This window comes from Pseudomonas sp. Pmew2, assembly GCF_058129885.1.
This window is the reverse complement of record NZ_CM176702.1, coordinates 5,792,817-5,815,088: the sequence shown is the minus strand read 5'-3', so window position 1 is coordinate 5,815,088 and position 22,272 is coordinate 5,792,817. Positions and strand designations below refer to the sequence as shown.

At 58.8% G+C, this 22,272-nt stretch carries 18 protein-coding genes and 4 pseudogenes; 8 read left to right on the top strand and 14 right to left on the bottom strand.

Annotated elements, in window-relative coordinates:
- Nucleotides 1–121: 121 nt before the first annotated feature.
- Nucleotides 122–1,222: a glycine betaine monooxygenase reductase subunit gene (gene gbcB, locus AC4ANK_RS26900; RefSeq protein ID WP_002555657.1), complete on the top strand. Its 1,101-nt coding sequence runs from the start codon at nucleotides 122–124 to the stop codon at nucleotides 1,220–1,222.
- A gap of 289 nt (nucleotides 1,223–1,511) precedes the next feature.
- Here the strand turns inward: gbcB and AC4ANK_RS26895 are convergent.
- Nucleotides 1,512–1,754 (bottom strand): annotated as a pseudogene (locus tag AC4ANK_RS26895) (hypothetical protein); the annotation flags it as partial.
- 123 nt (nucleotides 1,755–1,877) lie between these two features.
- Nucleotides 1,878–2,108, bottom strand: coding sequence for a DUF6124 family protein (locus AC4ANK_RS26890; protein WP_004654874.1), 231 nt, complete (start codon nucleotides 2,106–2,108; stop codon nucleotides 1,878–1,880).
- A 380-nt stretch (nucleotides 2,109–2,488) separates the two neighbouring features.
- Here AC4ANK_RS26890 and AC4ANK_RS26885 point away from each other — a divergent pair, with 380 nt between their 5' ends.
- Nucleotides 2,489–3,325, top strand: a complete 837-nt coding sequence (locus tag AC4ANK_RS26885) for a 23S rRNA (adenine(2030)-N(6))-methyltransferase RlmJ (protein WP_002555652.1) — start codon at nucleotides 2,489–2,491, stop codon at nucleotides 3,323–3,325.
- 243 nt (nucleotides 3,326–3,568) lie between these two features.
- On the opposite strand, the gene msrA is transcribed toward AC4ANK_RS26885, so the two are convergent.
- The 6 genes and pseudogenes from msrA to AC4ANK_RS26855 form a co-directional block, all read right to left on the bottom strand.
- The gene (gene msrA / locus AC4ANK_RS26880) at nucleotides 3,569–4,216 is read right to left on the bottom strand and encodes a peptide-methionine (S)-S-oxide reductase MsrA (protein ID WP_002555651.1); all 648 of its coding nucleotides are present in this window, start codon (nucleotides 4,214–4,216) and stop codon (nucleotides 3,569–3,571) included.
- 147 nt (nucleotides 4,217–4,363) lie between these two features.
- On the bottom strand, nucleotides 4,364–7,057 hold the full coding sequence (locus AC4ANK_RS26875; protein WP_031597329.1) for a sensor domain-containing phosphodiesterase: 2,694 nt from the start codon (nucleotides 7,055–7,057) through the stop codon (nucleotides 4,364–4,366).
- 250 nt (nucleotides 7,058–7,307) lie between these two features.
- Nucleotides 7,308–8,717, bottom strand: a pseudogene (gene mdtD, locus AC4ANK_RS26870) (multidrug transporter subunit MdtD).
- A gap of 17 nt (nucleotides 8,718–8,734) precedes the next feature.
- Nucleotides 8,735–10,045 (bottom strand): annotated as a pseudogene (locus tag AC4ANK_RS26865) (TldD/PmbA family protein); the annotation flags it as partial.
- Nucleotides 10,045–11,487 carry a TldD/PmbA family protein gene (locus AC4ANK_RS26860; RefSeq protein ID WP_031597326.1) on the bottom strand — a complete coding sequence of 481 codons (1,443 nt, stop codon included), beginning with the start codon at nucleotides 11,485–11,487 and terminating at the stop codon, nucleotides 10,045–10,047. The pseudogene AC4ANK_RS26865 and the gene AC4ANK_RS26860, both read right to left, overlap by 1 nt.
- A 127-nt stretch (nucleotides 11,488–11,614) precedes the next feature.
- On the bottom strand, nucleotides 11,615–12,655 hold the full coding sequence (locus AC4ANK_RS26855) for a threonine aldolase family protein (protein ID WP_002555646.1): 1,041 nt from the start codon (nucleotides 12,653–12,655) through the stop codon (nucleotides 11,615–11,617).
- Between the two features lie 99 nt (nucleotides 12,656–12,754).
- Between AC4ANK_RS26855 and AC4ANK_RS26850 the strand changes: the two are divergent.
- A pseudogene (locus tag AC4ANK_RS26850) lies at nucleotides 12,755–13,500 on the top strand (TraX family protein).
- Between the two features lie 108 nt (nucleotides 13,501–13,608).
- Here AC4ANK_RS26850 and AC4ANK_RS26845 read toward each other — a convergent pair.
- Both AC4ANK_RS26845 and AC4ANK_RS26840 read right to left on the bottom strand, forming a co-directional pair.
- The gene (locus AC4ANK_RS26845) at nucleotides 13,609–14,805 is read right to left on the bottom strand and encodes a class I SAM-dependent rRNA methyltransferase (RefSeq protein WP_005744093.1); all 1,197 of its coding nucleotides are present in this window, start codon (nucleotides 14,803–14,805) and stop codon (nucleotides 13,609–13,611) included.
- Nucleotides 14,806–14,886: 81 nt separating this feature from the next.
- Complete coding sequence (locus AC4ANK_RS26840; protein ID WP_005735018.1) at nucleotides 14,887–15,426, bottom strand: type 1 glutamine amidotransferase domain-containing protein; 540 nt, start codon at nucleotides 15,424–15,426, stop codon at nucleotides 14,887–14,889.
- 238 nt (nucleotides 15,427–15,664) lie between these two features.
- Between AC4ANK_RS26840 and AC4ANK_RS26835 the strand changes: the two genes are divergently transcribed.
- From AC4ANK_RS26835 to AC4ANK_RS26825, 3 genes are all read left to right on the top strand, one after another.
- On the top strand, nucleotides 15,665–16,477 hold the full coding sequence (locus tag AC4ANK_RS26835; protein WP_011169740.1) for an HDOD domain-containing protein: 813 nt from the start codon (nucleotides 15,665–15,667) through the stop codon (nucleotides 16,475–16,477).
- 45 nt (nucleotides 16,478–16,522) lie between these two features.
- A complete protein-coding gene (mutM, locus tag AC4ANK_RS26830; RefSeq protein WP_002555642.1) occupies nucleotides 16,523–17,335 on the top strand; it encodes a bifunctional DNA-formamidopyrimidine glycosylase/DNA-(apurinic or apyrimidinic site) lyase in 813 nt (270 codons plus the stop codon).
- Nucleotides 17,336–17,433: 98 nt separating this feature from the next.
- Nucleotides 17,434–17,772: a hypothetical protein gene (locus AC4ANK_RS26825; protein WP_002555641.1), complete on the top strand. Its 339-nt coding sequence runs from the start codon at nucleotides 17,434–17,436 to the stop codon at nucleotides 17,770–17,772.
- 8 nt (nucleotides 17,773–17,780) lie between these two features.
- On the opposite strand, the gene AC4ANK_RS26820 is transcribed toward AC4ANK_RS26825, so the two are convergent.
- From AC4ANK_RS26820 to AC4ANK_RS26805, 4 genes are all read right to left on the bottom strand, one after another.
- A complete protein-coding gene (locus AC4ANK_RS26820; RefSeq protein ID WP_002555640.1) occupies nucleotides 17,781–18,032 on the bottom strand; it encodes a YfhL family 4Fe-4S dicluster ferredoxin in 252 nt (83 codons plus the stop codon).
- Nucleotides 18,033–18,130: 98 nt separating this feature from the next.
- Nucleotides 18,131–18,610: a pantetheine-phosphate adenylyltransferase gene (gene coaD / locus AC4ANK_RS26815; RefSeq protein WP_002555639.1), complete on the bottom strand. Its 480-nt coding sequence runs from the start codon at nucleotides 18,608–18,610 to the stop codon at nucleotides 18,131–18,133.
- Between the two features lie 376 nt (nucleotides 18,611–18,986).
- Nucleotides 18,987–20,216 (bottom strand): IS91 family transposase, encoded by a 1,230-nt coding sequence (locus AC4ANK_RS26810; protein ID WP_460382827.1) that lies wholly within the window; start codon nucleotides 20,214–20,216, stop codon nucleotides 18,987–18,989.
- On the bottom strand, nucleotides 20,197–20,478 hold the full coding sequence (locus AC4ANK_RS26805; RefSeq protein ID WP_015062535.1) for a hypothetical protein: 282 nt from the start codon (nucleotides 20,476–20,478) through the stop codon (nucleotides 20,197–20,199). Before AC4ANK_RS26805 ends, AC4ANK_RS26810 begins: the two co-directional genes overlap by 20 nt.
- Nucleotides 20,479–20,684: 206 nt before the next feature.
- Between AC4ANK_RS26805 and AC4ANK_RS26800 the strand changes: the two genes are divergently transcribed.
- Nucleotides 20,685–21,347 (top strand): TetR/AcrR family transcriptional regulator, encoded by a 663-nt coding sequence (locus tag AC4ANK_RS26800; RefSeq protein ID WP_002555638.1) that lies wholly within the window; start codon nucleotides 20,685–20,687, stop codon nucleotides 21,345–21,347.
- Between the two features lie 54 nt (nucleotides 21,348–21,401).
- Nucleotides 21,402–22,259: a sulfurtransferase gene (locus AC4ANK_RS26795; RefSeq protein WP_002555637.1), complete on the top strand. Its 858-nt coding sequence runs from the start codon at nucleotides 21,402–21,404 to the stop codon at nucleotides 22,257–22,259.
- Nucleotides 22,260–22,272: the final 13 nt, after the last annotated feature.

The window sequence follows — 22,272 nt, the reverse complement described above, 5'->3', positions numbered from 1 at the left end:
CCTTGTTGCACGGGGCTGGTCGCGGTAAGTACGTGAATGTCGTTGATAGGTAAATGGCCGCCTCGCGCGTTACGCAGAATCCGCAGCATGAGAGGCCGACAGTCGGCCGTGGAGATCGAGTATGTCGCAAAGTTTCCTGAGCCCGGTCACGACCCAGACATGGGCCAACGGTCGCCACCAGGTACGTGTCGTCAAAGTCATCCAGGAAACCTGGGATGTGCGCACGTTCTGCTTCATGGCCGACCAGCCGATCATGTTCTTCTTCAAGCCGGGCCAGTTCGTGACCCTGGAGCTGGAGATCGACGGCCTGCCGATCATGCGCTCTTACACCATCTCCAGCTCGCCGTCGGTGCCCTACAGCTTTTCGATCACCGTCAAACGCGTACCGGGTGGCAAGGTCTCCAACTACCTGCATGACACGCTCAGTGAGGGTCAGGAATTGGCCGTGCACGGGCCGGTCGGGCTGTTCAATGCCATCGATTTCCCCAACCCGAAGATTCTCTACCTTAGCGGTGGCGTCGGCATCACGCCGGTGATGTCCATGGCGCGCTGGTTCTATGACACCAACGCCAATGTCGACATGGTGTTTGTGCACAGCGCCCGCTCGCCCAAGGACATTATCTATCACCGCGAGCTGGAACACATGGCCTCGCGGATCGATAACTTCAGCCTGCATCTTGTCTGCGAAAAGCATGGGCTGGGTGAGCCGTGGGCCGGTTATCGCGGCTACCTGAACCAGAAAATGCTTGAACTGATGGCCCCGGACTTCATGGACCGCGAGGTGTTCTGCTGCGGGCCGACGCCTTACATGGCGGCGGTCAAGCGACTGCTGTTGGAAAACGGCTTCAACATGGCGCAATACCATGAAGAGTCGTTCGGTGCGACGCCGCCCGAGGCCAGGGCAGACGCCGTCGAGCAGGCCGAAATCGCCGCCGACGCGCCGGATGTCGACGCCGCCGACCTGCATCAGGTGGAATTCACCGACACCGGCAAGAGCATTCGCGTGGCCCCGGGCGAAACTGTTCACGCCGCTGCCGCCAAACTCGGCCTGATGATCCCCAAAGCCTGTGGTATGGGCATTTGCGGCACCTGCAAGGTTATGAAGCTGAGCGGCGAAGTGGAAATGGAACACAACGGCGGCATCACCGACGAGGATGTTGCAGAGGGTTACATTCTGTCCTGCTGCAGCGTTCCGAAGGGGGATGTGCGGATTGAGTATTGAGCACGCCGAAACTGTGTAACGCGGAGCGTCCGGAACGGCATACCCACGTGGAGCATGGGCACGATAGTGATCTCTCTGACGACTATCGTTCCTCATGCTCCAGCGTGGGAATGCCGTGGGTGACGCTCTGCGTCACAAATCTACGCCGCGCTGCAGGTTCAAGACCGGACGCGGAGCGTCCAGAACGGCATGCGACGCGGAGCGTCGCACGATAGTTGGTGTCATCCTTCCGCACGCTCCAGCGTGGGTACGATAGGCGTTCTTTAGGGCACCTATCGGTTACGTTCCAATAAGCCGCCAGCGCTGGCAGCAGTTGCTGGTCGATGGCCTGGCGTACCGCGGGGAGGAGGGTGGCGCTGCCGGTCAGGAGTTGCTCTACCAGACGTCGCAGGGCTGTAGCGCGTTCGGCGTTCAGGCCGCAAACGGCTTGCGCGCAGGCTTGTTCAGCGGTTGCGCCGCCGGGTGCTTCGAAGCCCAGGGCTCTGAGTTGGCCGAGCAGGTCTTCCTGGTCAATCAAATCTGCGTGCATCATGGCTTCTGTTCCTTTGATCGGGCTTTTTTCCGATTCTGGTAGGGCAGGCTGCCAAGGGCAAGTCCTGTGCGTCGCGCATGGCAGGATTGACTACAGGTACGTCGTTTTCAGTTCAGGTCGCGCTTATTCGATTTGCAGGTTTTCTATTGTGTTGTCGACCATGACCTTTGCCATTTCCACCAGGTGCATGATCGTGAGCGTCATATCTCTTTGCGCGCCGGTCATGCTGTCGCTGAACTCGTAAGCGCTGGTTGCTGCACAGCGCAGCAGGTCGCTGGCATACATCAGCGCATCTTCATGGCTGACTTTGGGGCGGGCGTTGAAGAGGGGTGGGTCGGGGACGATTTTTAGCATGTGATGTATCTCCTGGAGTTTTAGAAGACCATCACCGTCGGCTACTAAGCGAGGGTGGTGATCATGCGCAGGTAGTAGCCCGGTCCAGGAACCCCGGTGCATCCGAAGATGCCCCACGCACGACCACCATAAAAAATGCAGGCCGTGAAAGGGCACCTGCACAAGGTGGCGCAATGCGCCTGGATTTAACGAGGGCTACTAATCCTCATCGCTGAATATGCAGCGACGGGCGCAGAGTAGTGATCGAAATCGGCAGGCACAAGGGGGCGGGAGTTTCTCGGAAATTTCCTTCAAACGAAAGAGACGAGTCCCGCAAATTCGTTACAAATTCTTGTTCATTGCTCAGGTTTGCTAAACTGCGCAGCTTGCCAGGAGCTGCCATGAATTACCGTCACGCCTACCATGCCGGCAACCACGCCGACGTGTTCAAACACCTGACTCTGACTCGCTTGATCGCCCTCATGGCGCGCAAGGAGCAGCCGTTCGCCTATCTCGACACCCACGCGGGGTTGGGGTTATACGACCTCAAGGGCGATCAGGCCACCCGCACCGGAGAGTGGCTGGAAGGCATCGGCCGTCTTTGGGATGCACCGGACTTGCCCGCGTTGGCCTCCGATTACTTGCAAGTGCTGCACGACATGAACCCCGACGGCGAGCTGCGCTACTACCCCGGCTCGCCGGAGCTGGCCCGCCGCCTGACTCGCGAGCGCGAGCGTGTGCTGCTCAACGAGAAGCACCCCGAAGATGGGCGTCTGCTCAAGGAAAACATGAAGGGCGATCGCCGCGTGGCAGTGCATCTGGGGGAAGGCTGGCATGTGCCACGCGCCTTGCTGCCGGTGGCTGAGAAGCGTGCCGTGATGCTCATCGACCCGCCATTCGAGCAGCTCGATGAAATGAAACGCTGCGCTGTAGCGCTCAAGGAAACCATCGGACGCATGCGTCAGACGGTGGCTGCTATCTGGTACCCGATCAAGGACCCGCGCCTGCTGCGGCGTTTTTATCAGGACCTGGCCGAGACTGGCGCACCCAAATTGCTGCGCGTCGAGCTGTTCGTCCACCCGCTGGACACCCCGGCCAGCCTCAACGGTTCAGGCCTGGCCATCGCCAACCCGCCGTGGGGTCTGGAAGAAGAATTGCGTGAGCTGATGCCTTATCTGGCAGACAAACTGGGCCAGACCCAGGGCGGCTGGAAGATGGACTGGTTGATCGCCGAGTAATTGAGCCAGCCGTGACCACTCTGAAGCCCGAAGGGTGCGAGAGGTTCAGGAGATAGCTCTTGTATTCCCAAGCGCAGCAATGAATGAGCTTTTGTGGGAGCGAGCTTGCTCGCGAAAGGGCCAGTGCAGTCCTCGAAAAAGGGGCGTTTGAACTATTGCCTTCGCGAGCAAGCTCGCTCCCACGGGGGCTAGCCCTATCCAGCTACCAACGCTTCAGCCCCTTTTTTCAGCTAGTCAGCCAGTTCAAGCTGGCAGACAAACTCCGGTACCACCCAGGCCGCAATAGCCCTGAGGGTTCTTGGCCAGGTATTGCTGGTGGTAGGCCTCGGCAAAGTAGACCGTCGGGGCTTCTTCGATTTCAGTGGTAATTGCGCCTAGCCCGGCCTTGCTCAGTTCCGCCTGGAACTCCGCAGCGCTGGCCTTGGCGGCGTCGAGCTGTTCGGGAGTGGTGCAGTAGATCACCGAGCGGTACTGAGTACCGATGTCGTTACCCTGACGCATACCCTGGGTCGGGTTGTGCGCTTCCCAGAACACCTTGAGCAACGACTTGTAGCTGATTTTCTCGGGCTCGTAGACAACCAGCACCACTTCAGTTTGGCCAGTCAGACCGGAGCAGACTTCTTCGTAAGTCGGGTTCGGGGTAAATCCGCCCGCATACCCCACGACAGTGCTCACCACACCGTTCTGTTGCCACAGGCGGCGTTCTGCGCCCCAGAAGCAACCCAGGCCGAAGATGGCGAATTCCACATTGCTCGAAAACGGTCCCAGCAGCGGGTTGCCGTTGACGAAATGAGTTTCCGGAAGCGCCATAGGCGTTTCACGACCCGGCAGTGCCTGTTCGGCGGTGGGCAGTACGTTTTTGTTCACTAGAATTTCCGAGCGCAGAGTCATGAACCATATCCTCTCGTTTAGAGACAGGCAGCAGGGGCCAGGACAGATGAGCAGAGTTACATAGGTCCCGTTACACGCACAAACAAGTGCTGCCGTGTAATAACAGCCTGACAGTGTGCCCGAGAGAGCAGGGTGCAGGGAAGGTTGTCAGGCGGACGGACGACGCGGGTAGCGCTTCAGTTTCTCGATCAGCTCTTCGCCGGGGATAGGCTTGTCGAACAGATAGCCCTGGCCCACATCGCAACGATGACGGCGCAGGAACGTCAACTGTGCAGCGGTTTCAATGCCTTCGGCGACCACTTTGAGCTTGAGGTTGTGGGCCATCGCGATGACCGCAGAGGTGATTTCCATGTCGTCTTCATCATCCGGAATATCGCGGATGAAGCTGCGATCGATCTTGATCACATCAATGGGGAATTTCTTCAGGTAGCTGAATGACGAGTAACCGGTGCCGAAGTCATCCATGGCCAACGACAGGCCAAGCTTCTTCAGCGAGTCCAGCTGCTGGCGCGTGTCTTCGGTGGCTTCCAGCAGCAGGCCTTCGGTCAGTTCCAGTTCCAGCAGCGAAGGATCCAGCTCTTCTTCTCTGAGGATAGCGGCAATCGATGACACCAGCTCGGGGTCGGAAAACTGCTTGGGTGACACGTTGATCGCCACCTGCAAATTGCCGAAACCAGCGGCGGTGAGGTCCTTGCTCATGCGGCAGGACTGGCGAGCGACCCACTTGCCGATGGGGATGATCAGGCCGGTTTCTTCCGCCACGCTGATGAACTGATCGGGGCGGATCATGCCTTTTTCAGGATGATTCCAGCGCAGCAGCGCTTCCATGCCCAGCAGACGACCGGTCAGCAGGCACAGCTTGGGCTGGTAGAACACCTCCAGCTCGTTCTGGGTCAGGGCGCGGCGCAGGTTGTTTTCCACAAACAGCTTGTAGCTGGCCTCGGCATTCAAGGCTTCGGTAAACACCTGAACCTGGTGCTTGCCGTTGGCTTTGGCCTTATGCAGGGCCAGGCCGGCGTTTTTCATTAAGGTCTGCGGGTCACGGCCGTGCAGCGGCGCGCAAGCAAGGCCCACCGAGCCGGTAACGCTGATCAGCTGATTATCGACGAACATCGGCTTGTCCAGCGTGGCCAGTACCTGACTGGCGGTGGCCTGTCCGGCTTCCTGATCCGTGTTGTCGAGCAGAACGGCGAATTCGTTACTGGCAAAGCGCGCCAGCACGTCGGACGGGCTCAAGGTGTTACGCAGACGGCGCGCCAGACTGATCAGCAGTTTGTCGCCGGTCTGGTGGCCAAGACTGTCGTTGATGCGCTTGAAGTTGTCGATGTCGACCAGCAACAGGCTCATCGGCGTGTCGGTGTCACGGACAAAGCGTTCGTCCAGGTTGCGGATGAAGGCCGGACGGTTGCCCAGATTGGTCAGGTTGTCAGTGTAGGCCAGGCGCTCGATACGCTGCTGGGCCAGCTTGCTCTGAGTGATGTCTTCATAGATGCCGATGTAGTGCGTCAGCTCGCGATTATCGCCATACACCTTGGAAATCGACAGCTGGCCCCAGTAGGGTTCGAGGTTCTTGCGTCGACTTTTGAACTCGCCCTGCCAGCTGTTGCTGTTGGTCAGGCTGGAGTTGGCTTCCAGCAGCAACTGGTTGAGGTTTTCCAGCGCAGGCAGTTCAGAGAGCTTGTGCCCGGAGACTTCATCGGAACTGTACTGCGTGATCGCCGTGAAGCTTGGGTTGACGTATTCGACCACGCCGTTGCAGTTGACCAGCAGAAAGGCGTTGGCGCTCTGTTCGACCGCACGCTGGAACAGGTGCAGCGCATTGGTCGCGGCTCGACGGTTATGGTTGTTGATGACCTGAGCGAACTGGTCGGCCAGCTCCCCGGCGAAGGCGATTTCGTCGGACTGCCACTCGCGTGTCGAGCCGGACTGTTCCAGGCAGAGCACGCCAATGACCTGGCCATCGATACGAATACTCGCATCGAGGACCGCCTTGTCTTCTCCAGGGTTCAGGCTTTCGGCCATTTCGCGGGTGCGCGGGTCGGTCTGGATATTGCTGGCGTCAATCGCCCTGCTGGTATTGAGCGCTTGGAGATAGGTGGGGTAGGCGCTGATATCAATCGGCGTACGCGACTGATAGTCGCCGCTTTCCCGACGATAGTCGGTGATCGGTTCCAGACGCTTGTCGATGAGGTTCCAGATACTGACATGATCGACGTCATAAATGTCGCAGGCACTCTTGGTGATCAGCTTTGCCGCTTCCAGCAGGGTATTGGCTGTGGTGTAACGATGTCGGGTCAGGCGCAGGATCAGGTCCTGCTGGGCACGCACGCGTTCCAGATGGGCAAACTGGTCACGCTGGGCGCGCTGGTTGAGTTCAAGGGCAATCTGCAGGCGCAGGTTACGGGTTTCGAGATCGGAGTCAGTGGCGGTCTCGCTTTCTGTGACAAGGCCATCGACGATCAGAAAATAACCACGCAGCAGATGACGATTGTGCTGCTTGTAGGCTTCGCCGATTTCCAGCAAGCCAAGCGCGCCCTTGGGGCTGTGCAGGGTGTAGCGAATCAGGTAATTCGGAGAAGAAGCCAGTTGCTGCTGGATGTCGTCATGCAGTTGATAGCGTGCTTGCGGCTCCATGAGGCTGGCATAAGGGGATCCAATCAAGGCGCAAAGGTCGACGGCGGGCAGGCCGAACTGCTTTTCGCAATTCGGATCGAGAAACAATAGCGCCCAATTGGCTTCATTCAGCCGCTCGAAACGCAGCATGCCCAGGCGCGAAGGCACTGGCAATTGCGTCACTACCTCGGCTGCGGATCTACCGGCAGCATCGGTTTGGCTTTTCATGAACAAACTCGCTTCCGGAATACTAGTCGCGACGGGCGTAAACCCCACTTTCGCGTATGGCAAGGTTGCATGATGCGGCTCGTGCTTACAAGAGACCACAGTGGCTTAGTGCTATAAAAGTGTCGGCCGATTGCCCAGGTTCTTCAATGTATCTGGTCGGATACTTGAAACTGCTCGTTTTTCGGGCAAAGTTCCTGTTTTAAAGGGGATTTCGCCATACAGGTTTGCTCCTGTCCGGAAGGGTTGTCAATCAAGTCGTCGCTACCCTGGCCTCCTTCGCTGGTAATTGCAGGAAAATCCCGGCGGCAAACATGGCCAGAACTCCGACGCTCAGGAACGTCAGCTGGAAAGCCTCCAGCACGCTGCTCATCGCCGGTGGCCACTTCTTCGCTGAAACCGCCCAACAAGGCCGCAGCGCTTGCAACCCCAAGGCTCAGCGAAAGTTGTGCCACCACCGAGAGCAGGCTGTTGCCGCTTGCCGCGCTGGCATCGTCCAGATCGATCAGGGTGACGGTATTCATCGCGGTGAACTGCAAGGAGTTGACCGCACCGAGCAGGCCCAGATGCACCAGCAGAACCCAGTAAGGCGTCTGCACATCGACCAGTGCCAGGCTTGCCAGCAGGATGCCCAGCAGCAATGTGTTACCGGTCAGAATGAGGCGATAGCCCATATGCTCGATCAGCCAGCGCGCTACCGTCTTGGCGAACATTCCTGCAGCTGCCAGCGGCAACATGCTCATGCCCGCCTCGGAAGGCGAATACCCCAGTGCCACTTGCAGCAGCAATGGGATCAGGAAAGGCAAGGCTCCGCTGCCCAAACGGGCGAACAGATTGCCCAGAATACCGACGGCAAATGTCCGGGTGCGAAACAGCGAAGGGGCGAACAACGGCGATTCGATGTGCCCGGCGCGCAGCCAGTAGGCCGCCAGGCAGCCCATCCCGGCAAACAGCAGAAGCACCACGCGCATATGTGGCAGGTTCAGCTCGCCCAGCCCCTCGAGGGCAATGGTGATCAGCACCATTGCCGCGCCAAACAGGATAAACCCGATGCCGTCAAAACGCGTTCGACCGCCTCCGGGAAGGTCGGGGAGAAGTGTTTGACGGCGTAGCAGCCGAGAATCCCGACTGGAATATTGAGCAGGAAAATCCAGTGCCAGCTCAGGTACTCGACCATCCAGCCGCCAAGCGTCGGCCCCAGCAACGGTCCCAAAAGACCGGGCACGGTGATAAAGCCCATGATCCGTACCAGCTCCGACCGAGGATACGCACGTAAGACGATCAGGCGTCCGATGGGCAGCATCAGCGCGCCACCCAGCCCCTGAATCACCCGCGCCGCCACCAGCACGTTGAGTGACCAGGACAGCGCACGCAGCAACGAGCCGAAGCTGAACAGCAGAATGGCGCTGAAGAAGATGCGCTTGATCCCGAACCGATCGGCAATCCAGCCCGAGGCCGGGATCAGCAGTGCGATGGTCAGCATGTAGGCGATAACCACCGACTGCATGCGCAGGGGGTCTTGCGCCAGCGAGCTGGCCATGGACGGCAGGGCGGTGTTGAGGATCGTGCCGTCCAGGCTTTGCATGAAGAACGCAATGGCGATGACCCAGGGCATCCAGCGCAGGGTCTTTTCATCCATGATTGGCGCTGCTGAGTTCGACATAAGCTCCTGCTACAAGGGAGTCGGCTTATCAGAGCGCCGGGCAGTTGAATCGACCCCGTCTGGCGCTGAGTGTAGGTACTCGATTGAAGAATCAGTTCCCGCTCGCGAGTCAGGTCCTCCAGTGCGCTACCCAACAGGCTGTAGGCGCTGTCATCGAAACGCATGGTGCTGACCGGTGCGACGATCTTGCCGTCTTCGACCCAGAATGTTGCGAAACGTGTCATCCCGGTCAGACGTGCGGCAGCGCGATCCGAAAAGTTCAGGTACCACAGGTTGCTGATGTAAAGGCCTGTGCCGAGCTTTTCAAGGATCTGGTCCAGCTCCAGCGAGCCACCGGCAATGCTCAACGCGCTTGGACCCTCGCCATAATCCGCGCCGTTGGCAGGCAGGTCGTACTCAGCGGCGCTGCTCGAGTCCACCAGTCGCTCGCGGGCCTGCCCGTTGACGATCAGCTTCAGATCCTTGCGCGGGTAGCCTTCGCGTGAGAAGGCTGGCGAGAGCGAGCCACTGACTTGCTCGTCGAAGCTGATCAGCGGGCTGAAATGAGTCTCGCCGTCATACAGCCTTTGCAACGGGCTGCGCTTGCTGGCCACCGCTTGCGCGGAAAACCCGCCCCAGCTGAGCATGCCAATGACTTCGTCCAGCGCCGCCGGAGCCAGATAGGCACGGTATTGACCGGGCTTGAGGGTGTGCAGTGGGCGGCCGAGAAATTCGAGCTGTTCACGGGCCTGCTGAAAGCGTTGCGCGAACGCTTCGTTGTTCCAGTCGTGACCTGCGTAATTGGCTTTCACCGCCTGGCCGTTTTCATGAAACAGGCTCCAGTCGAAATTGAAGCTGTTGGCCTGATGCCAGCCCAGCGCGCCCCACGAACTGGCGAAACCCCGATACAGCGGACCAGCCGCGTAAAAACCCACCAGATCGAGGTCGCCTGACAGTTGGCTGATCTGCTCGACTACCTGCGCGCTGTCCGGCAGCGGTAAGTCCTGCACATTGCTGCTTTGCCAGGCCTGCGTGTTAGGCAACAGATACGGGTCTTTCGCCAGCGAAGGCAGGGTTTCGCGCAACTGCTGCAAGGCATTGGAAAGGCGCCGAGTATCGGTCTCCTGATCCCCGGACAAGGTCACTTCCAGGTTGGCATGACGCCCGTCGTCGATCAGTTTGAAGGTCGCAATGACCTGCTGCACGCTCCCGGCCTGCCGAACCTGGCCGTGGTTGAAACGAATGAAGTCGGACGCTTCGGCGTCGTAGGCCAGGGTGAAGTGTTCCGTCGGGCTGATGGCAGCCTTGAGCACGGCGACCAGCGCCTCGAATTGCTGTTGGTGCGACATCAGGCATCCCCTCCAAACACATCGACATTGGCAAATACACACGCCGGAGAGGCATGGCCTACACGGATCACCTGATTGGGTTCGCCCTTGCCGCAGTTGGGCGTGCCCAGCACTTTGAAGGTACTGGCGTCACCGACTGCGCTGAGGTTTTTCCAGAACTGAGCAGAAATCGCCCGATAGTTGGGGTTCTTCACAACGCCCTTGAGTTCACCGTTTTCAATCAATTGGCCCCATTCGCAGCCGAACTGGAACTTGTTGCGCGCGTCGTCGATGGACCAGGAGCGATTGCTCGACATCAGGATGCCGTGCTCGATGTTACCGATCAGGCCGTCCAGTGACTGGTCGCCCGGTTCGATGTTCAGGTTGGCCATGCGATCGATGGGCGCACGGTTCCAGCCGCAGGCGCGGCTGTTGGCAACCCCGTCCAGGCCGCTGCGGTATTGCGACAGTGCGCCGCCGAGCGGGCGTTGCAACAGGCCGTCACGAATCAGGAACTGTTTGCTGGCGGCCGTGCCATCGTCGTCGTGCGCATAGCTGGCCAGCTGTTCAGGAATGTCCGGGTCGAACGTCACGTTCAACAGGCTGGAGCCATATTGCAACGTGCCGAAATCAGTCGTCTTGACGAAGCTGGTGCCTGCGTAATTACGCTCGTCGCCAAGAATCCGGTCCAGTTCCAGAGGATGGCCGATGGACTCGTGAATCTGCAGAACCATCTGATCCGGCATCAGCAGCAGGTCGCGTGGGCCTGACGGTGTGTTGGGTGCGAGGATAAGCTGCAAGGCCTCATCGGCGACGTTGGCCGCAGAGCCGATCAGGCCGCAACTGCTCAGCACTTCGATGCCGCCCTGCTGGCCGAAGTTATGGCCACCCAGCGTGCGGGTCTGGCTGTCACGACCGTCGTAGGCTGTCACGCTCATGCCGGGGAAAATGAAGCGTTGCGCCTGACGAAGCTCTGCGCCCGCGGTGTTCAGGTAAATCTGCTCAACCGTTTCCAGCCCCAGTACGGCCTGCCAGTTGACCAGCCGTTCGTCTTTCGGGACGGCGCTGGACTCGGCCATCAGCAGGCCGATGCAGTCGCTCAGTGGCGGGAAGGCTTGATCCATGTGCGGCGACAGATAGTCAGCCTTGGCAGTCGAGACAGCTTGATCGCTCAGGTTCAGTAACGCATGCGGTGCCAAGCGACGTGCCAGCGCTTCGGCCTGCTGCAAGGCGGCTTGCAAACCCCGAAGGGAAATGTCGTTGGTGGCGGCGTAGGCTTCAACACCGTTCAGGCGCACGGTCAGCATTGCGCCCTCGTCGCTGCTCAGCGACGGCGGCTCGGCCACATTCTTGCGCACGCACAGGCGTTGGCCGGTGCGGTGCACGTAACGTACGGAAAAAAATTGCGCTTCACTCTGCAGAGCAGCGAAATGCTGCTTGAGCCGGGCGGAGAAATCGAACATGCAGACAAGCTCCTTCTTGAGGGTGGTCAGTGAAGTCCGGGCGGCCTTTTGGGCCGATTGCCGTTGAGGGGGAGATTGCCCCCACCACGATTGCCAGGCTGCACCTGCAAGCTTTGAGCCAGACGCTTCAGCCCTGCATCACCAGCTTGATATCGGCGGCCAGTTCACGCACGCGCTCTTCTTCGGTGTCCCACGAGCACATGAAGCGTGCGCCGCCGTTGCCGATGAAGGTATAGAAACGCCAGCCCCTGGCCGTCAATGCTGCAATGGCCGGTTGCGACAATTGCAGGAACACACCATTGGCCTGTACCGGAAACATCAGCTCCACGCCGGGAATATCCTTGACCAGTTCGGCCAGCAGTTGTGCGCAATGGTTGGCGTGGCGTGCGTGTTTGAGCCAAGCGTCGTTTTCCAGCAGCCCGACCCACGGAGCAGACAGAAAGCGCATTTTCGACGCAAGCTGCCCGGCCTGTTTGCAGCGGTAATCGAAATCTTCAGCCAGGTCATGGTTGAAAAACAGGATGGCTTCACCCACCGCCATGCCGTTTTTGGTACCGCCGAAGCACAGCACATCGACGCCGGATTTCCAGGTCAGTTCTGCCGGTGAGGCCTCCAGAAAGGCGCAGGCATTGGAGAAGCGGGCACCGTCCATGTGCAGATGCAGGCCCAGCTCCTTGCAGGTCGCACTGATTGCCTTGAGTTCTTCGGGCTGATAAACGCCGCCTACCTCGGTGGCCTGGGTCAGCGTCACGACGCGCGGTTTGGGGTAGTGAATATCCTGACGCTTGAGCGCCACTTCGCGAATCGACTCCGGGGTCAGCTTGCCGCCTGCGCTTCGTGCTGTCAGCAGTTTGGAGCCGTTGGAGAAAAACTCCGGCGCGCCGCATTCATCGGTTTCAACGTGAGCCGTTTCCGAACAGATGACACTGTGGTAACTCTGGCACAGCGATGACAGCGCCAGCGAGTTGGCCGCTGTGCCGTTGAAGGCAAAAAACACTTCGCAGTCGGTTTCGAACAGACGGCGGAAATCATCTGATGCGCGTGCAGTCCATTGATCGTCACCATAGGCACGTTGATGCCCCTTGTTCGCCTGCTCCATGGCTGCCCAGGCTTCAGGGCAGATACCGGAATAGTTGTCGCTGGCGAACTGTTGGCTTTGGTCTGTCATGGCCGATTCCTTATGGGCGATTATGGTGCGCACTGTAGCGACAATATAAGGTTCGGTCATGTGTTGACTGCATGACGCAATTCCCCATTCAGGAGCGATATGGATCTGTCCAACCCGCCTTTTCTGCCCGGACGCAACAAGGCGCTGGACCTGCTCAAGTGGCTGGCGATGCTGAGCATGGTGCTCGATCATCTTCGCTATGTGGGCTGGTCAGTTGATTTTCTTTACGTACCGGGGCGTTTCGCCTTTCCCTGGTTCTGTCTGGCAATTGCCGTAAACCTTTCCCGGCGCAGCGCAGCCATTCTGGCCCCGCGGGTGCAATGGCGCTATCTGGGCTGGCTGCTGGCATTCGCAGCGCTAGCAGAAATCCCGTATCGGCTGTTCATGGCGGACGTGACCGTGCTGAACGTGATGCCGACCCTGTGCTGGGGCTGCTGATTGCTCAAGGCTGGCAGCATCGCAACGTGACGACGCGGATCATGGCCATCGTGGCCCTGCTGTTTGGGGCGGTTTTTCAGCAACAATTGATGTTTGGTTTTGCTGGCGTGCTGCTGCCGCTGGTTTTTCTGTTGGTGCTGCAAAAGCGCCTTTGGTATTCGGTGTTTCCGGCAGTTTTCTGTCTCGCAGCCAATGCCTGGCCGCAGATGATTGCCGGCGCGAGCTGGGGCGACCCGATTTCCATTGGCTCGATAGCCGCCTGCCTGGTGGCACCTGCGCTGGGCATAGCGCTACTGCGCACCAGACCGAAGTTCGCAGTGATCCCGATGCGGCGCTGGGCCTATGCGATTTACCCGCTGCACTTTCTGGTATTGCTGGGTTTACGGACGGCGTTGGAGCGTGGCTGAACGATAACCTCAACTATCGTGCGACGCTCCGCGTCGCATGCCGTTCCGGACGCTCTGCGCCCTCTTGCAAGGCAGAGCGTCCTGAACTGCATTCCGATGCTGGAGGCATCAGCTATTAGGCAGCAACCGGCAAGTAATGCTCTTGATGTAGCGTGTCTCGGCAATTGCCGGGTGCACCGGATGGTCCGGGCCCTGGCCGCCGCGTTCCAGTAGCTGGATATTGCGGTCCAGATGGCGGGCGCTGGTCAGGAGGATGTTTTGCAGGTCGTCTTCCGGCAGGTGCATGGAGCAGGAAGCGCTGACCAGAATGCCGTCCTTGCTGAGCAGGCGCATGGCTTGCTCGTTCAGGCGGCGGTAAGCGCCTTCGCCGTTTTTCATGTCTTTCTTGCGTTTGATGAACGCAGGTGGATCGGCAACGATCACATCGAAACGCTCTTCACCGGCTTTCAGCTCTTTCAGCGCCTCGAAAACATCGCCTTCGATGCAGGTCATTTTTTCTGCGAAGCCATTCAGGGCTGCGTTGCGCTCAACGCCATCAAGGGCGAAGGACGATGCGTCGACGCAGGTCACGTCACTGGCACCAAAAGCCGCTGCCTGAATTCCCCAGCCACCAATGTAGCTGTACAGGTCCAGTACACGCTTGCCTTTGACGTAGGGGGCAATGCGTGCGCGGTTCATACGGTGGTCGTAGAACCAGCCGGTCTTCTGCCCGGCCATCACCGGTGCTTCGAACTTCACGCCGTTTTCTTCCAGCGCAACCCATTCGGGAACCAGGCCGAACACGGTTTCGACGTAACGATTCAGACCTTCCGCATCGCGAGCGGCTGAGTCGTTCTTGAACAGGATGCCGCTTGGCTTGATGACCTGAACCAGCGCGGCAATGATGTCTTCCTTGTGGTTTTCCATGGTGGCCGAGGCCAGCTGGACAACCAGAATGTCACCGAACCGGTCCACCACCAGACCCGGCATCAGGTCTGAATCGCCGTAGACCAGACGGTAGAAAGGCTTGTCGAACAGACGCTCGCGCAGCGACAGCGCCACGTTCAGGCGGTGGACCAGCAAAGACTTATCGAGCGGCAGCTTGATATCGCGCGATAGCAAACGTGCGCAGATCAGGTTGTTGGGGCTCATGGCGACGATGCCCAGCGGCTTGCCGCCAGCAGCTTCGAGGATGGCCTGATCACCGGCTGCAAAACCATGCAGCGGGGTGGCGGCTACGTCGATTTCGTTGCTGTAGACCCACAAGTGACCGGCGCGCAGGCGGCGGTCGGCGTTGGCTTTGAGGCGCAAGCTAGGCAGGGACATGACGTCGCTCCTGAAAAAAGAGCGGGATTATAGCGCGTCATCCCGGTAGTGCGCCGGGATGACTACAATAATCGCAACCGATCAAGCCGACAGCGCTTCAATCAACTTGCTGTTGAAGGCCGGGATGTCATCAGGCTGGCGGCTGCTGATCAGCGTGCCGTCAGTGACAACTTCCTGATCAACCCATTTAGCCCCGGCGTTGACCAGGTCATCCTTCAGCGTCTTGAAGCTGGTCAGGGTTTTACCCTTCACCAGGCCTGCCGATATCAACAGCCAGCCGCCGTGACAGATAACCGCCACTGGTTTGCCGGAGCCCTCTATGTCCTTGACGAGCTTCTGTGCGTCAGTGTCTATGCGGATGGTGTCGGAGTTCTGTACGCCGCCCGGCAGAACCACGCCATGGTAGTCGCTGGCGTTGGCCGCCTTGAACGTGCGGTCGATCTTGAAATCATCGGCAGGTTTGTCGTGATTCCAGCCTTTGACCTGGCCCTCTTCGGTGGACAGGATTTCCACGGTGGCACCTGCTTGCTCCAGCGCTTCTTTCGGGCCGGTCAGTTCGACCTGCTCGAAACCGTCGGTTACAAGAATTGCGATGCGTTTGCCAGTCAGTGCTTTAGACATGGGATCCTCCAGTGTCGGGCTTTCAGGGTGGCGTCTGGCGGTCGTTTTGAGGCCGCCATATACGCCGTCAACACAAGGTCCGAAGCCTGGCATTTGGCAAAGTTCCGAGAATATCTTCGTCTTGGGTGATGGACCGTTTCCCCGCAAGGGGTCAGAATCCAGTCATTACGGTGAGTAAATTCCTATGTCCGAAGAGCTAAGCCCAGAACAGATCCAGCAAGCGTTGCAGGGTATCAGTGTGCCCCCGCAGCCGCAGATCATGGTGGATCTGCAGATGGAGCAATACATGCCCGATCCGGACCTTGGGGTAATTGCGCGGCTGATTGCGCAAGATCCGGGGTTGTCCGGGGCGCTGCTGAAGATCGTCAACTCTGCGCACTATGGCCTGTCCAACAAGATTGCCTCGATTGACAAGGCTGTGAATCTGCTGGGCAGCCGTACCGTGATCAATCTGATCAACGCGCAGTCGATCAGGGGTGAGATGACCGATGAGACCATCGTCGCGCTTAATCGCTTCTGGGACACCGCGCAGGATGTCGCAATGACCAGTCTGACGCTGGCCAAGCGCATCGGCTCGCAGACTGTGGATGAATCCTACGCATTGGGCCTGTTCCATGACTGCGGTATTCCGTTGATGCTCAAGCGCTTCCCGAATTACATGCCGGTCCTTGAAGAAGCCTACGCCAACGCAGGGCCTGATTGTCGCGTTGTCGATACTGAAAACGCTGCGTTCGACACCAATCACTCGGTGGTCGGCTATTACACGGCCAAGTCATGGCGCTTGCCTGCGCACGTGACTGACGCGATCGCCAATCATCACAACGCATTGGCGATTTTTCAGGACGATACCAGTCGCAATGCCCCGCTCAAGAACCTCTTGGCCCCCCTGAAAATGGCCGAGCACATCTGCCAGTCCTACCAGGTGCTGGGCAATCAGGGCGAAGATCACGAATGGGAATGCATTGGTGCGCTGGTGCTGGATTACGTGGGCTTGTCCGAATATGACTTTGAATACCTGAGGGAAAGCATCCGCGAGCTGGGCGCGCGCTGAGCCTGTGCGCTGCTGGCTTGCCCTTCCTGTAAAACCGAGTGATACATGCCTGAATTACCCGAAGTAGAAACCACCCGTCGCGGCATTGCACCCCATCTTGAAGGTCAGCGTGTCAGCCGCGTTATCGTACGCGACAGCCGTTTGCGCTGGCCCATTCCCGAAGATTTGGACATCCGGCTTTCCGGACAGCGCATTGTGCAGGTGGACCGGCGCGCCAAGTACCTGCTGATTCAGGCCGAAGTGGGCACGCTGATCAGCCACTTGGGCATGTCGGGCAATCTGCGCCTCGTCGAGGCCGGGCTTCCGGCGCTCAAGCACGAGCATGTCGATATCGAACTGGAGTCCGGGCTGGCCTTGCGCTACACCGACCCGCGTCGATTCGGGGCGATGCTCTGGAGCCTTGATCCGCATAACCACGAGTTGTTGATTCGTCTGGGGCCGGAGCCGCTGACTGATCTGTTCGACGGTGAGCGCCTTTACGAGCGCTCGCGCGGCAAGTCGATTGCGGTCAAACCGTTTGTCATGGACAACGCCGTGGTGGTCGGGGTGGGCAATATTTACGCGACCGAAGCACTGTTCGCGGCTGGTATCGACCCGCGACGCGAAGCCGGAGGCGTCTCACGGGCTCGTTATCTCAAGCTTGCCATCGAGATCAAGCGCATTCTGACCTACGCTATAGAGCGCGGCGGTACCACCCTGCGTGACTTCATCGGCGGCGACGGCAAGCCGGGGTATTTCCAGCAGGAATTGTTTGTCTACGGGCGTGGCGGCCAGCCATGCAAGGTCTGCGGTACAACGCTGCGTGAAATCAAGTTGGGGCAGCGCGCCAGTGTTTACTGTCCAAAATGCCAGCGCTGAAACACCAGAGGCGCAGAGCGTCAGGCCACTTGCTTAAGCTGCACCCCTGTTTATAGTGATGGCACCTTAATTATTTGCTACGCCTGAAGGACCAAGCCATGAGACCGTTTCGTATTCTTGCTGCCACGCTGGCGCTGTTTATCGGCCTGCAGGCGCTGCCTGCGATTGCCGCCGATGTCTCCACCGGCAGCGGCGATCCGGTCTACACCATTCAAAACCCGCCAGCGTTCGCGATGATCGGCGATCTGCTGATTGCCCGACCGCTGTTGATAGCAGCCACGGTCATCGGTACAGGGCTGTTCGTGATTGCAGCGCCTTTTGCAGCGGCAGGCGGCAACCTCGGCGCAACGGGCAAGGCGCTGGTGGTCGATCCGGGCAAGGCAGCCTTTGTGCGTTGCCTGGGTTGCACCGGTGACGGGTACGGCAAGCAGCAGTAAAGGCTGTATCAGACCTTGCTGGTGATGATTCGGTACTTGTCCATCAGCTGCTCTTTGCTCTCGACGTGATTTTCATCCAGGGGGATGCAGTCGACCGGGCAAACCTGCTGGCATTGAGGCTCGTCGTAGTGACCCACACATTCGGTGCACAGGTTCGGGTTGATCACGTAGATCTCCTCGCCTTGTGAAATCGCCTCGTTTGGGCACTCGGGTTCGCAGACGTCGCAGTTGATGCAATCGTCAGTGATGATAAGGGACATGAATTGCTCCTGCCGCAGCCGACGCCGGGGCACATTAAAACCAATGCGGCGAATTGTGCCGCATTAGGCTTCGGGATGCACCTTCACATGCGGTGCGTCTAGCGCTTGAAGCGTTCGGTCAGCGCCTGAGCGACGGCAGGATGAACGAATTTGGTGATATCACCGCCCAATGCCGCGATTTCACGCACCAACGTCGAGGAAATGAATGAGTAGCGCTCTGAGGGCGTGAGGAACAGGCTTTCGACGTCCGGTGCCAACTGACGGTTCATGTTGGCCAGCTGAAACTCGTACTCGAAGTCTGATACCGCGCGAAGGCCGCGCAGAAAGACGTTGGCATTCTGTTCCTTGGCAAAATGCGCGAGCAGCGTCGAGAAGCCGACGACTTCCACGTTGGGCAGGTGTTTGGTGACTTCGCGGGCCAGTTCGACGCGTTGTTCCAGAGGAAACAGCGGGTTTTTCTTCGGGCTGGCGGCAACCGCAATGACCACGTGGTCGAACAGGCGCGAGGCGCGCTCGACCAAATCTCCATGGCCCTTGGTAATCGGGTCGAAGGTGCCTGGGTACAACACTCGGTTCATCGCGTCGTCCTGGTCGGAGTCCGTTGTGGGACTCGGATGGTATCGCAGCCTTCCCGATGGGCCAAGCTGCGTAATAAGCGCCAAGCGTCGTATTGCGCCGATTATCGGCCATGTTTCAGCCCAAACCCCCGATTTTGGGGCTATTTACTGTGGTGCGGATGATGCTCGACGCGCAGCAATTGGCTAAGACACCTTGATGCATAGGAATTTCAAAATGCCTATGCATGAACCTGACGCTGTGAAGGAGGCGTCATGCCTTCATAGCGATGCGTAGGAAGACGCTGATGCGTTACTTATGCAGTGAAAATCCCTATAAATCCGCATTAACACAGTTTATTTTACCGCTGAGCCTAGGTGCGGACGCACCTTCCCCCTGTCAGGGCTTCACGTACCTCATCTGCGCGATCGCCTGAGCGTTGAGGACCAGTCCCTGCACCGTCAGCCCGCTGATCGCTGCCGTGTATACCATCCGCGCGCCACACAGCACGCAGCGGAACGGATCGACGTTTAGAAAGGCTTTGGCCATCGGCGCAAAATACAGCTTTGGTACCGGTCCTGGCGTCGCCATCTTCAGTGCTTCATACACCTTCGGCAGGTATTTCCCACACACCCGATTGGCCAGAAAACCAAAATACCGGATCATCCGGAAATGCTTTTCCGGGATGTGCTGGACCACCCGGCGCAGCATGTCGGCCTGGCTCAGCGTTTCCTGCTGATAGGTCTGCGTGCGGTGATCCAGGTAGGTAAAGCTCAACGTGGCCCCGCAGGTGTAATGCGCCAGACGACTGCCCGAGATCGGCGGTTTTTTCAGGTAGCGGCCCAGGTAATTGACGGTCTTTCGGCCGTTTTCCGTCTTCTTCGACAAGTGGATGTGCCAGTGCTGGCCACCAGCGGTCAGTATCAAACGGCGCCAGTCGCTTTCACAGTGGATGTGGGCCAGCTGCGGCGGCATCGTCAGTTGCGAAAGCGGCTGTCCCAGCAGGTAATCGCGCACCAGCCACATCCAGCGCCGCCGCAGGGCCTCTTTGTGGAACGACAGATTTTTCCAGACGCCCTGCTCATCCAGGCCGCCCGCGGTCACCGACAGGTGGACGTGGGGATGCCAGTTGAGCCGCCGGCCATAGGTGTGCAGCGCACCGAAAATCCCGACGCGCAAACCGCGCCGCTTGGCGGTGTAGATCAGGTTATCGGCCGCCAGACGAAACAGCGCATCGAGCAGCCAGCGGTTGTAGAAGAACAGGGACCACAGCGTGTCGGGCAGCGTGAACACCAGATGCTGCCAGGGGCAGTCGGGCAGACGGTTGTTTTGCACGGCGATCCACTGGTCGGTGGCCTTTTTGCCGCAGGAAGGACAGGCCCGGCAATGGCAGGTGTTGCACAGGTATTTGACGTGTGGGCAATGCTCATTGCCACAGGTGTAGTGTTTGACGCCCAGTATCGAGGTGCCGCAGGCGAGCATTTTGCTGATCGACTCCACTTCGATTTGGCGCAGACCGCCGGCTTCCAGCAAATCTGCCCAGCAGCCGTTGGCCGTGAAGAGGTTTTTGAGCGGTCGAGGTTTGTAAGCAGGCGGTGCAGAGGCCACGTCAGCAGGATGGCTCCTCATCGTGGTGAATGACGGCGGTGATGGCGAATCCGCCTGGCCCTTCTCTCATCGAAACGCTTACGCAAGAAGCGTCGGGAAACCTGTCGTTCAGATACGCTGTCTGGCAGCAACTACAAAGATCGACATCACCCAAAGGATCGACATCGAAGAAAAATTCGGTATCGGGAACGAAGGTGGTATGCCCGGCGCGTTGGAGACGGGTCTGCTTTGCCTTGGCTTTTGCCCGGCTTGCCCGTTTACGTTTTTTTGTCTCTGACGCCATGTGTAAGCCTGTGCTGAGGAGGGATCGACTCAATTTTGGCTATGATAACCGATTTCAAAATCCCACAATTTGCAGCCGCAGGCTGCCCAGTTCAGCTTGCCTGCGTCGACTCTTCACTGGTGCTGCTTCGATTCTGCCACCATTGCGGCATCTGCCTGCGTTAAGATTGCCATCATCTGATTAGCACTTAGAGTGGCCTTGTCCGCATGGCAACCCGTACCAAAACCCGTGAACGCATCGTGCAAACCAGTCTGGAGCTGTTCAATCAGCAGGGCGAACGAAGCGTGACCACCAATCATATTGCTGCGCACATGGAAATCTCGCCCGGCAATCTCTATTACCACTTCGCCAACAAGCAGGTGATCATCGCCGAGTTGTTCACCGAGTATGAAACGCTGGTGGGCAGTTTTCTGACCCTGCCTGCCGACCGCCCGCCGACCATCGAAGACAAGCGCGATTATTTTCTGGCGATAATGGACGCCATGTGGCGCTACCGTTTTCTGTACCGCGACCTTGAGCATCTACTGACGTCGGATGCAGAGCTGGCGAGGCGTTACCGGCGCTTTTCGTATCGCTGCCTGATGCAGGCGATGACTATCTATCGGGGGTTTATCAAGGCTGGCATCCTGAAAATGGATGAATCGCAGATCGAATGGACCAGTCTCAACACCTGGATCGTTCTGACGTCGTGGGTGCGTTTTCTGTGCACCAACCGGGAAAACGCTACAGAGTTGAACGAATCGGCGATTCGACGTGGCGTCTATCAGGTACTTATGCTCGAATCTGTGTTTGTCGCGCCTCAGGCTCGCGAAGCGTTCGACGCGCTATGCGAAACGTTTCACTCGACGTTGCCTGAGGTTCTGATGTGAATTTCAGAGCCGATGAGCGGCCTGCTTGTCGGTTCTCTGCCACAGGAGTGTGTCATGTCCATTGCGCAACTGATCAGCCCCGAGCAACTGGCTGCACGACAGAAAACCCCAGGTCTGGTGATTCTCGATTGCCGTTATGCGCTTGAAGATTCCGATTACGGTCAGCGCACTTACGCCCAAGGGCGTATCGAGGGCGCGTCCTTTGCCGATTTGAAGCGCGACCTCAGCGGGCCGATGATCAAGGGCAAAACAGGCCGCCACCCGCTACCGGACCCCGACGCCTTGTTACAGTGCTTTCAGGCATGGGGTATCAACGCTGACAGCGATATCGTGCTGTACGACGACGGACCTGGAATGTATGCCGCGCGCGCCTGGTGGTTGCTGGCCTGGATGGGCAAGCGCGAAGGCGTGTACCTGCTCGATGGAGGGCTGAAAGCCTGGCACGCCGCCGGGTTGCCGTTGAGCCTTGACGCGCCGAATCGTGAGCCAGGCAGTTTCAGCGGTGAGCCGGACATGTCGATGGTTCTCAGCGGCAGTCGCTTGCATGGCCGTCTCGGTCGCCCGGAAATGACCTTGATCGACGCCCGCGCCGAGGCGCGCTTCCGAGGTGACGTAGAGCCTTTGGACCCTGTCGCCGGGCATATTCCAGGTGCTCAGTGTGCGGCCTGTACCGATAACCTCGGGCCGGATGGACGCTTTTTGCCACCTGAGCAGCTCAGGCAGCGTTTTGCCGAAAAATTGCAGGGTCGTCCGCCGGAAAGTCTGGTGTCCTACTGCGGATCAGGCGTCACGGCCTGCCATAACCTGTTCGCCCTGTGTCTGGCCGGCTATCCGCTGGCAACGCTGTATGCGGGCTCGTGGAGCGAGTGGATCAACGATCCCGAGCATGAAATCGCCACGGGCGCCGGTTGATGCTTCGTCAGCC